This is a genomic window from Rugosimonospora africana (assembly GCF_016862975.1).
Lineage (GTDB): Bacteria > Actinomycetota > Actinomycetes > Mycobacteriales > Micromonosporaceae > Rugosimonospora > Rugosimonospora africana.
Window position 1 is genome coordinate 289,728 of the sequence record NZ_BONZ01000015.1, and the last position, 9,098, is coordinate 298,825.

General features: G+C 71.7%; 3 protein-coding genes and 1 pseudogene. 2 read left to right on the forward strand and 2 right to left on the reverse strand.

Translation table 11 applies throughout. From position 1 onward, the window contains the following. Positions 1-12 precede the first annotated feature (12 nt). Positions 13-1,524 carry a S10 family peptidase gene (locus tag Raf01_RS09530; RefSeq protein ID WP_203917376.1) on the reverse strand — a complete coding sequence of 504 codons (1,512 nt, stop codon included), beginning with the start codon at positions 1,522-1,524 and terminating at the stop codon, positions 13-15. Between the two features lie 721 nt (positions 1,525-2,245). Here Raf01_RS09530 and Raf01_RS09535 point away from each other — a divergent pair. Then, positions 2,246-3,373: a hypothetical protein gene (locus Raf01_RS09535; protein ID WP_203917377.1), complete on the forward strand. Its 1,128-nt coding sequence runs from the start codon at positions 2,246-2,248 to the stop codon at positions 3,371-3,373. Positions 3,374-3,761: 388 nt separating this feature from the next. Here the strand turns inward: Raf01_RS09535 and Raf01_RS09540 are convergent, their stop codons facing one another. After that, a complete protein-coding gene (locus Raf01_RS09540) occupies positions 3,762-8,411 on the reverse strand; it encodes an ATP-dependent helicase (protein ID WP_203917378.1) in 4,650 nt (1,549 codons plus the stop codon). Positions 8,412-8,579: 168 nt separating this feature from the next. Here Raf01_RS09540 and Raf01_RS09545 point away from each other — a divergent pair. After that, positions 8,580-8,937 (forward strand): annotated as a pseudogene (locus tag Raf01_RS09545) (hypothetical protein); the annotation flags it as partial. Positions 8,938-9,098 lie beyond the last annotated feature (161 nt).

Sequence of the window (9,098 nt, forward strand, 5' to 3'; positions counted from 1 at the left end):
CCGCCCGATCCGTCAACTGCCGGACTGCCGCCCGCCGCCGACGAACTCGGCCAGCTGGTCCGACAGGGCCAGGCGGCTCGGCTCGTGCACGTACATCATGTGGCCGGCCTCGAAATACCTGATCTCGATGTTCGCGCGCAACTCGTCGGGGATCGCCAGGTGCGCCATGGTGTGCTCGGTGGCGAAGTAGGCCGTGGCACCGTCGTGGTACCCGGAGGCGACGTACACGCGCAGGTGCGGGTTCGCGCGCATGGCGGCCGACAGCTTGTCCGTGACGGTGACCGGCTGCCCCTCGAACTCCTTGTACGACCAGGGCTGCACCCGCCGGGTCAGCACCTCGTACGGCAGGTCGTTCGCGTACTCCAGTTCGGCCCGGACGTAGTGGTTGATCGCGGCGGCGTACGGACCGACGATCGCGTCCATCGACGGGTCGGCGGAGAAGTGTTCCCGGCCGTAGTCGGCCTCCCAGCCCAGGAACCGCCCGTCCAGCCGGCCGACCGTGCGGCGCCGGGAGCGCAGCAGTTCGGTGAAGAACCTGATGTGCTCCACCCGTAGGTCGACCCGGTCGAGGTAGTCCGCGTCAAGGCCGGTCAGTCGCGCGAGGGTGGACAGGACGCCGGCCCGTTCCTCGGCGGACAGCCGGGCTCCCTGGGCCAGGGCCCACGGGTACTCGCGGCTGGCGAACCGCTCGGCCTCGGAGAGTACGTCGGCGAGTGGACGGTCGCCGTGCAGCCCGTGGTAGTGCGCGATGGCGGCGTACGTGGGCAGGTACAGCGGGTACGAGACGTCCTGGTCCTGGTGGAAGTCCAGGGTGGCCATGTCGAGTACCGACGAGACGAGCATGAGCCCGTTGAGGTTCATCCCATAGCGCTCCTGCAGGTGGCGGCACAGCGCCGCGGCGCGCAGAGTGCCGTAGGACTCACCGCACAGGTACTTGGGAGACAGCCACCGGTTGTTGCGTGAGGCCCACAACCGGATCACCTCGCCGACGGATTCGATGTCGCCGGTGTACCCGTGATAGTCCTTGGGCTTCTCTCCCTGCGCCGCACGCGAGTACCCGGTCGACACCGGGTCGATGAAGACCAGATCGGAGTGATTGAGCAGGGTCTGCTCGTTGTCGGCCAGCCCGTACGGCGGCGGCAGCAGCTCACCGGCGTCGCCCATCACCACCCGCCTCGGCCCGAGCAGGCCCATGTGCAGCCACAGGCTCGCGGAGCCCGGGCCACCGTTGAACGCGAACGTCACCGGGCGCGTTCCGGGCTCGGCGCCATCGAGCGTGTACGCGGTGAAGAAGACCTCGGCCTTGGGCTTGTGGCCGTCGAACACGTCGTCCTTGTGCACCTCTTGCCGCAACACGACCCGGCCGGCCTGCGCCGTGTAGTTGAGCTCACCGGTCGCGGCGCGCAGCGTGTGCCGGGTGGTCACGAGGTCGTCGATCGGCTCCGGGCGGGACTCCAGGGAATCCGTTCGGGGTTCTGAGTGGCTGTCAGCGGCGTCGGACACCTGTGCTTGATCTGCGGCCATGAGCGTCGAGGCTACCCGACCGTCACGAGTGCTCCGCCTGCCTCGTGACGGTAGTGCTCCGCTCTGCTCCCCTTGAGCCCTTGACACCCATATGTGTAGATAACTCGCCATTGCCGGTTATCGGGGTGAAATCCCTTTTATGGTGCTGCTAAGAACCAAAGCCCGTTTGTGGCTACCTAGTCCCGCATGGGGTGTTGGTGTAGCCGCTCGTATCGAAGAAGGGCAGGCAGCTTCTATGGCCGAAGATCACACTCGGCAGCCTGACGCCGCCCATCCGGCGGCGCTCAGACGAACACGCAGGGCTCGGTGGCCGCTGGCCGGCGTTCTCGCGGGGGGCCTTATCGCGGGGATGACCGGGGTAGCGTTCGCCAATCACGCCGACAACTCGCAATCGGGTCCGGTACCGATCGCCAGTGGCAGCCCGGTCTGGCACGACCCACAGCCGGTCGACGGCGTGGGTGGCTCGGCTGCGGGCGGCAGCGCCCCGCGCAGCGCGGGTCCCATCATCCGGAGTTCGGGTAGTCCATCCCAGGACGCCGGTGCTCAGGGTGGTAGTGCTCAGGGTGGTAGTGCCCCGAGCCTCGCGGCGCCCGGAGGGCCCGGTGGCTCTGGTGGTTCCGGTGGGCCTCCCGGCGGTTCCGGGGGTACCGGCGGTCCTGGTGGGCCCGGCGGTCCCGGTGGACCTGGCGGTCCCGGTGCGCCTGGCGGCCAGAGCACGCCGGTGGCCTGCGACCCGAACGCCCTGATCAGTGCACTCACGGTGGCGAACGCGGGTACCGGTGGAACTCTGTCGCTCGCGTCGAAGTGCACGTACACACTCACCGCGGTCTCGGCTCCGCCGTCCAGCTCGCTTGGCGACGGGTTGCCGGTCATCATTCAGCCGATCACGATCATCGGCAACGACGCCACGATCGTTCGGGGGGCCAACGCGGGTGCGTTCCGGATCTTCGACGTGGCCAACGGCGGCAGCCTGACCGCGCAGAACCTGACCGTCGCGGGCGGCCAGGACAGCGCGACGTCGCCGAACGGAGCCGGGATCCGGATCCAGACCGGCGGCAACGCCTTCCTGACGCACGTCACGGTCAGGGGTAACCAGGCCGTCGCCGGCAACGGTGGCGGCATCGACAACGCCGGTGTAGCCATCGTCAACGACAGCGCCTTCACCGCGAACAGCGCCTCCGCTGACGGTGGTGGAGTCCGCAACACCGGATTCCTCGGTGTCACCAACTCCACGTTCACCGGCAACTCCGCGGTCCGGGGTGGCGGGGTCTTCAACGGCGGTGGGCTCGAGCTCACCGACAGCACGTTGAGCCACAACCAGGCATCCGGCCAGGGTGGTGGGTTGTTCGTCGACGCTCCGGCGATCACGGCGACCGTCAGCCACAGCGACATCAGCGGGAATAACGCCAACAACGGCGGTGGCATCTTTAGCCAAGGCGTTCTGTTGCTGAACAACAACACCACCGTGACCGGGAACTTCGCCAGTGGCTCCGGTGCCGGGATCTTCAACACGGGGCCACTCACGGTCAACGACAGCAAGATCACCGGTAACACGAGCCGGGGCAGCGGCGGCGGTCTCACGAACGTGGGTGGCAACGTGGTGCTGCGGCGTACCGAGATCAGCGGCAACACCACGACGCTGGCCGGGTCTCAGGGTGCGGGCATCACCACCAACCCCGGCACCCTCGCGCTGTTCGCGTCGCAAGTCAGCAACAACACCTCGCCAGCGGCGCCCGGTGGCATCAACAGCGCACTGACCGCACTCACGATCGACAACCTGTCGGCTGTCGCCGGGAATCGGCCGGCCAACTGTCAGGGCAACACGCCGATAGCCAACTGCTTCGGCTGAACCTGGCCGGGCGATTCGGCTGACGCCGGCCCGACGCGGGCCCGGCTGACGCCGGCCACAACCCAAGAGCACGACGGGCTCCGCCCCGAACCCGATCGATCGGATCGGGTCCGGGGCGGAACCGCGTGACGATGCCGGGCGCTGATCCCTTCCCGCCCGACGCCCCGGCAGGGCGCTGACCCGGTTCGCCCGACGCCCGGCAGGGCGCTGACCCGGTTCGCCCGACGCCCCGGCAGGGCGCCGACCCGGTCCGCCCGACGCTCGACGGGGCGCCGGCACGGTGCGGCAGCGCGCGCCAGCTTGGTCCGGCCCCGCCGCCGCAGGTCCGGGTGCCGGCGAACACGCCGCCGCGGCGTGGGAATCGTCGGCTCGGCCGGGAGCCGTCGCGTCAGCCGCGCAGCCGCAGGCCCCGGGGCGTGGCCCGGAATCCCGCGCCGGCGAGCGCGTCGCGCAGCGGCGACGCGTGGACCGGGGCCCCGTCGGCACGCTCCACCGACATCGGCCCGAGCGCCCCCGCGTGTACCGCGTCGGCCAGCGCCTTCGCCGCCAGCGCGAGTATCTCGTTGTCGTTCGTGTAGGACAGCAGGGTCCGGCCGCCCCGCTCCACATACAGCGCCAGGTCGCCGCCGACCAGTACCGTGAGCGCGCCCGCCTTCCGACCCGGCCGGTGCCCGGTCGGCTCGCCCTCACCGGCGTCCACCACCCGTTCGGGCCAGGGCAGCGCGGCTCCGTACGGGTTGGCCGGGTCAGTCGCGGCCAGCACCGTGCAGCGGGTGCCCTCCGCCGGGGAGCGGAGCCGCTCCACCGCCCCGGGAAGGGCGAACTGTGCCGCGCCCAGCCCTTCGACGAAGTACCCGCGCCGGACCGCCCCGCGCTCTTCCATGGCGGCGAGCACCGGGTATATCCGGGCGAAGCCGCCCTCGACGCCCTCCGCCATGACCGAGCCCCGGGTCACCACGCCGTACCGGTCGAGCAGGGCGTCGGCGAGCGCGGTGACCCGCCGCGTCGGGTCCGGATCACGGTCGGGCGTCCGGTACCAGCGCCCGGCGCCGGAGGGCGGCCCGGAACGCGCGACGGCCAGCGAGGTGCCGCCGGTCAGCGAGCCGCCGGTCAGCGCGCCGGGACGGCCCGGCCGGCGGTACCGGCTGCGGGCGGCAGCCGGTCGCCCGCGATGTGCTCCGGAGCCGGAGAGTGCGGCGCGCAGCGGAGCCAGGGTGTCGCCGGCCACGAACCCGGCCCAGACCAGATCCCATAGCGCGGCGAGCAGATCGGCGTCGGTCGGCGGTGCCACGCCTCCGGTCGCGGGGTCGGCGCCCGCGCCGGCCGCCAGCTCGGCCGTCACCCGGTCGGTCAGCGCCCGGAAGAACAGGGCGCCGCCGCCGTCGAGCGTGGTCAGGATCGCCTGGTGTACCGGCGTCATGGTGAGCGTCTGCGCCGGTTCCGGCAGCAGCAGCGGCGCGGCATCAGCGAACGCCAGGCTGACCCAGCCGTCGCCGCCGGCGATGGCGCCCGCCCCGGACCAGACCACTTCGCCGGACGCGCACAGCTCGTCGAGGTAGGCCGGGGAGTAGTTGGCGACCCGGGCCGGCAGGACCAGCCGTTCCAGCGCCGAGGCGGGGACGGCGAGTCCTTGCAGCGACTCGATGGCGGCCGCGGTGGCCTCCACGCCCCGCGCGGAGGAGCCGACGTGCTGCCAGGCCGGCAGGAAGCGGGCCAGGGCTGCCGGCGGTACCGGCTCGATCTCCTTGCGCAGCGCGGCCAGCGACCGGCGGCGCAACATCCGCAGCACCTGCGTGTCGCACCACTCGGTGCCCGCCCCAGCTGGGGTGAACTCGCCGGAGGTGACACGCCCGGCCGCGGCGAGCCGGCGCAGTGCCTGCTCGACGACGAAGACACCGAGCCCGAACCGGGCGGCGCAGGTCGCCGCGGCGAACGGGCCGCGGGTGCGCGCATAACGGGCGACCAGGTCGCCGAGCGGATCCGGTCCGGGCTCGACGAACGCGGCCGCGAGCCCGACCGGCAGCGCCACGCCGAACGCGTCCCGGACCCGCCCCGCGTCCTCGACCGCCAGCCATCGCTCCTGTCCGGCGATGCGTACCCTGATCGCTCGCCGTGCCCGTTCCAGCTCCTCCAGCCAGGCCGGGTCCACACACCGCTCGCGGGCCTCCACTGTGGACAGATCGCCGAGCAGCCGCAGGATCTCGGCGGCATCCTCCGCGTCGCGCGGGCGCCGGTCGTCGGTGAGCCACTGCAACCGCCGCTCGGTCTCGACGACCACCTCCGGATCGAGGAGCTCCCGGAGGTCGACCCGGCCGAGCAACTCGCCGAGCAGGGTGGAGTCCAGCGCCAGCGCGGCGGCTCGCCGCTCGGCCAGCGGCGCGTCGCCTTCATACACGAACGCGCCGACGTATCCGAACAGCAGCGAGCGCGCGAACGGGGAGGGGTTCTGCGTCTCCACCTCGACTATCCGGACCTTCCGCGCGGACAGGTCGCGCATGAGGCCGACCAGGCCCGGCACGTCGAACACATCCTGAAGGCACTCCCGGGCCGCCTCCAGGGTGATCGGGAAGTCGGCGTACTCCCGGGCCACGTCGAGCAGCTGGGCGGAGCGCTGCCGCTGCTGCCAGAGGGGGCTTCGCCGGCGTGGGTCGCGGCGGGGCAGCAGCAACGCGCGGGCGGCACACTCCCGGAACCGGGCCGCGAACAGCGCGGAGGTGCCCACCGTCTCCTCGACGGCGGCCGCGATCTCCTCCGGGTCGAATGCGACGAGGTCGGCGCCCGGTGGCTCGTCGGCGACGTCGGGCAGCCGGATCACGATGCCGTCGTCCGACGGCAGCACCTGCGCGTCGAAACCGTACCGTTCGGTCAGCCGCCGACCGATCGCCAGCGCCCACGGCGAGTTGACCCGGGCACCGAGTACACAGTGGACGGTCAGTCGCCAGTCGCCCAGCTCGTCGCGGAACCGCTCGACGACCACCGTGCGGTCATCCGGCAGCGAACGGGTCGCCTCGCGCTGCTCGCTCAGGTAGGTCAGCAGGTTGTCGACCGCCCACTCGTCCAGCCCGCTGTCGGACAGCGAGGCCCGGGCGTCGGCCGGGCCGGCCTTGACCAGGTTGCGGAGCCTCGCGCCGATCGCCCGGCCCAGCTCGACCGGCCGGCCGAGCGTGTCGCCCTTCCAGAACGGCATCCGGGCCGGCGCCCCCGGGGCGGGTGAGACCAGCACCCGATCCGGAGTGATGTCCTCGATCCGCCAGGACGTCGAGCCGAGCAGGAAGATGTCTCCGACCCGGGACTCGTAGACCATCTCCTCGTCCAGCTCGCCGACCCGGGCGCCGCGCTCCGCGCCGACCAGGAAGACGCCGAACAGTCCCCGGTCGGGGATGGTGCCTCCGCTGGTCACCGCGAGCCGCTGGGCTCCGGGCCGGCCGGTGAGCACGTCGGTGTGCCGGTCCCAGACCAGCCGCGGGCGCAGTTCCGCGAACGCGGTCGACGGGTAGCGGCCGGCGAGCATGTCGAGCGTCGCCTCCAGAGCCGAGGGCGGCAACTCGGCGAACGGGGCGCTCCGCCGCACCAGCGCGGCGAGGTCGGGCACCTGCCACGGGTCCATCGCGACCATGGCGACGACCTGTTGAGCCAGGACGTCGAGGGGATTGCGCGGGTATCTCAGCTCCTCGATCGCGCCCTCGGTCATCCGCTCCGCGACGACCGCGCAGGAGAGCAGGTCGCCGCGGTGCTTCGGAAACACCACGCCCCGGGACACGGCACCCACCTGGTGCCCGGCTCGGCCGATGCGCTGCAGCCCGGCGGCCACGCTGGGCGGCGCCTCGACCTGAACCACCAGGTCGACGGCGCCCATGTCGATGCCGAGCTCGAGGCTGCTGGTCGCGACGACCGCGGGCAGCTGGCCGGACTTGAGCAACTCCTCGATGTGCTTGCGCTCTTCCTTGGACATCGAGCCGTGGTGCGCCCGGGCCACCACCGGTGCGGCCCGGCCCTCGCTTGCCGAGGCGCCGGCGCTTGTGTCGGCAGCCGCCGGACCGACGCCCAACCCGACGCCGGACTGGGCGATGATTTCGGCCGGCATCCGGGTGCCGGCCGGCAGGGGATCGGCGCCGGCCCGCTCCAGCGCCAGCTCGTTGAGGCGCGCGCAGAGTCGCTCCGCGCCGCGGCGCGCGTTGACGAACACGATGGTCGACCGGTGCGCCTGAATCAGATCGAGCACCCGCTCCTCGACCGCGGGCCAGATCGAACCGCGTGCCGGACCGGCGCCGGGATCCGGGTCATTCAACGACGGCGGCGCGGCGGCCAGGTTGGTCATGTCTTCGACCGGTACCTGGACGGTCACCTCGATGGTCTTCGCGGATTTCGGCTGGACGATCTCCACCGGGGCCGCGCCGCCGAGGAAGCGCGCGGTCTCCTCGATCGGGCGGACGGTCGCGGACAGCCCGATGCGTTGCGCCGGACGGGGAAGCAGCGCGTCCAGCCGTTCCAGCGAGAGCGCCAGGTGCGCGCCCCGCTTGGTCGCGCAGACCGCGTGCACCTCGTCGATGATCACGGTCTCGACGCTGCGCAGCGACTCTCTGGCGGACGAGGTGAGCAACAGGAACAGTGACTCGGGCGTGGTGATCAGGATGTCGGGCGGCCGCTTGGTGAAAGCGCGACGCTCGTCGGCAGGCGTGTCACCGGTGCGCATGCCGACGGTGATGTCGGGCGGTGTCAGGCCGAGCCGATGCGCCGCCTGCCGGATGCCGGTGAGCGGCGTGCGGAGATTGCGCTCGACGTCGACCGCCAGCGCCTTGAGCGGACTGACATAGAGCACCCGGCAGCGCCCGATCGGGTCTTCCGGCGGCGGCTCGGTGGCGAGCCGGTCGAGCGACCAGAGGAACGCGGCGAGAGTCTTGCCGGATCCGGTCGGCGCGACCACGAGTGCGTTGCGCCCCGCGCTGATCGCCTGCCACGCACCGGACTGCGCCGCCGTCGGACCGGCGAACGCGGCACGGAACCACGCACTCGTCGCCGGTCCGAAGTCGTTGAACACAGACCCATACTCTCTCGCCCGTATGACAAGACCAGCGCTGTCCTCTTAATGGCGGAATCTTCTGTGTGTACCAGAGCTGGTGCTTGCCGTTATTGCTGCCAATCAAGTAGGTTCACTCAACACCGGCCACAAAGAGTGACGAAGTAGTCACGGTATGGAGGTGACCCAGTGATTGAGGGACTGCGCGGGCTGCGGCACGAAACGGACGTGCTGCTCCGGCAGCTCGACGGGAACCTGGCCGGTCTGCGGGCCGACCGCGACCCGACCGACATCGTGCTGGCCGAGCGCATCACCGAGGTCCTGGGCAACCTGGTCACCGACACGATCCGGGCGAGCGCGGCCGACCGGGCGAAGGTGCGGGCCGCCGTGCACTACTTCGTACTGCGTCGCGACGGGCGTGGCGACCGGCGCGTGGCGCGCGCACTGGCCGAGGACGTCCGGGTGGTCAACGAAATCCTGGCCGCGCTCGGCCGCAGGGACCTCCGGATCGAGCCGGTTCCGGAGCCGGCGGCCTGATCCTCCCCGCAACCGCGAGACCGCGGCCAACGGCGCGCCCCTCGCGACCGCCGCGCCGCGAACACGGCGCTCTCTCCGCAATCGCCGCGCCGCGAACACGGCATCCTCTTGGCGACCGCCGCGCCGCGAACACGGCATCCTCTTGGCGACCGCCGCGCCGCGAACACGGCA

Excerpts from the sequence above, each read along its gene's own strand:
- Raf01_RS09530 (WP_203917376.1), bottom strand. The coding sequence starts at position 1,524 with ATGGCCGCAGATCAAGCACAGGTGTCCGACGCCGCTGACAGCCACTCA.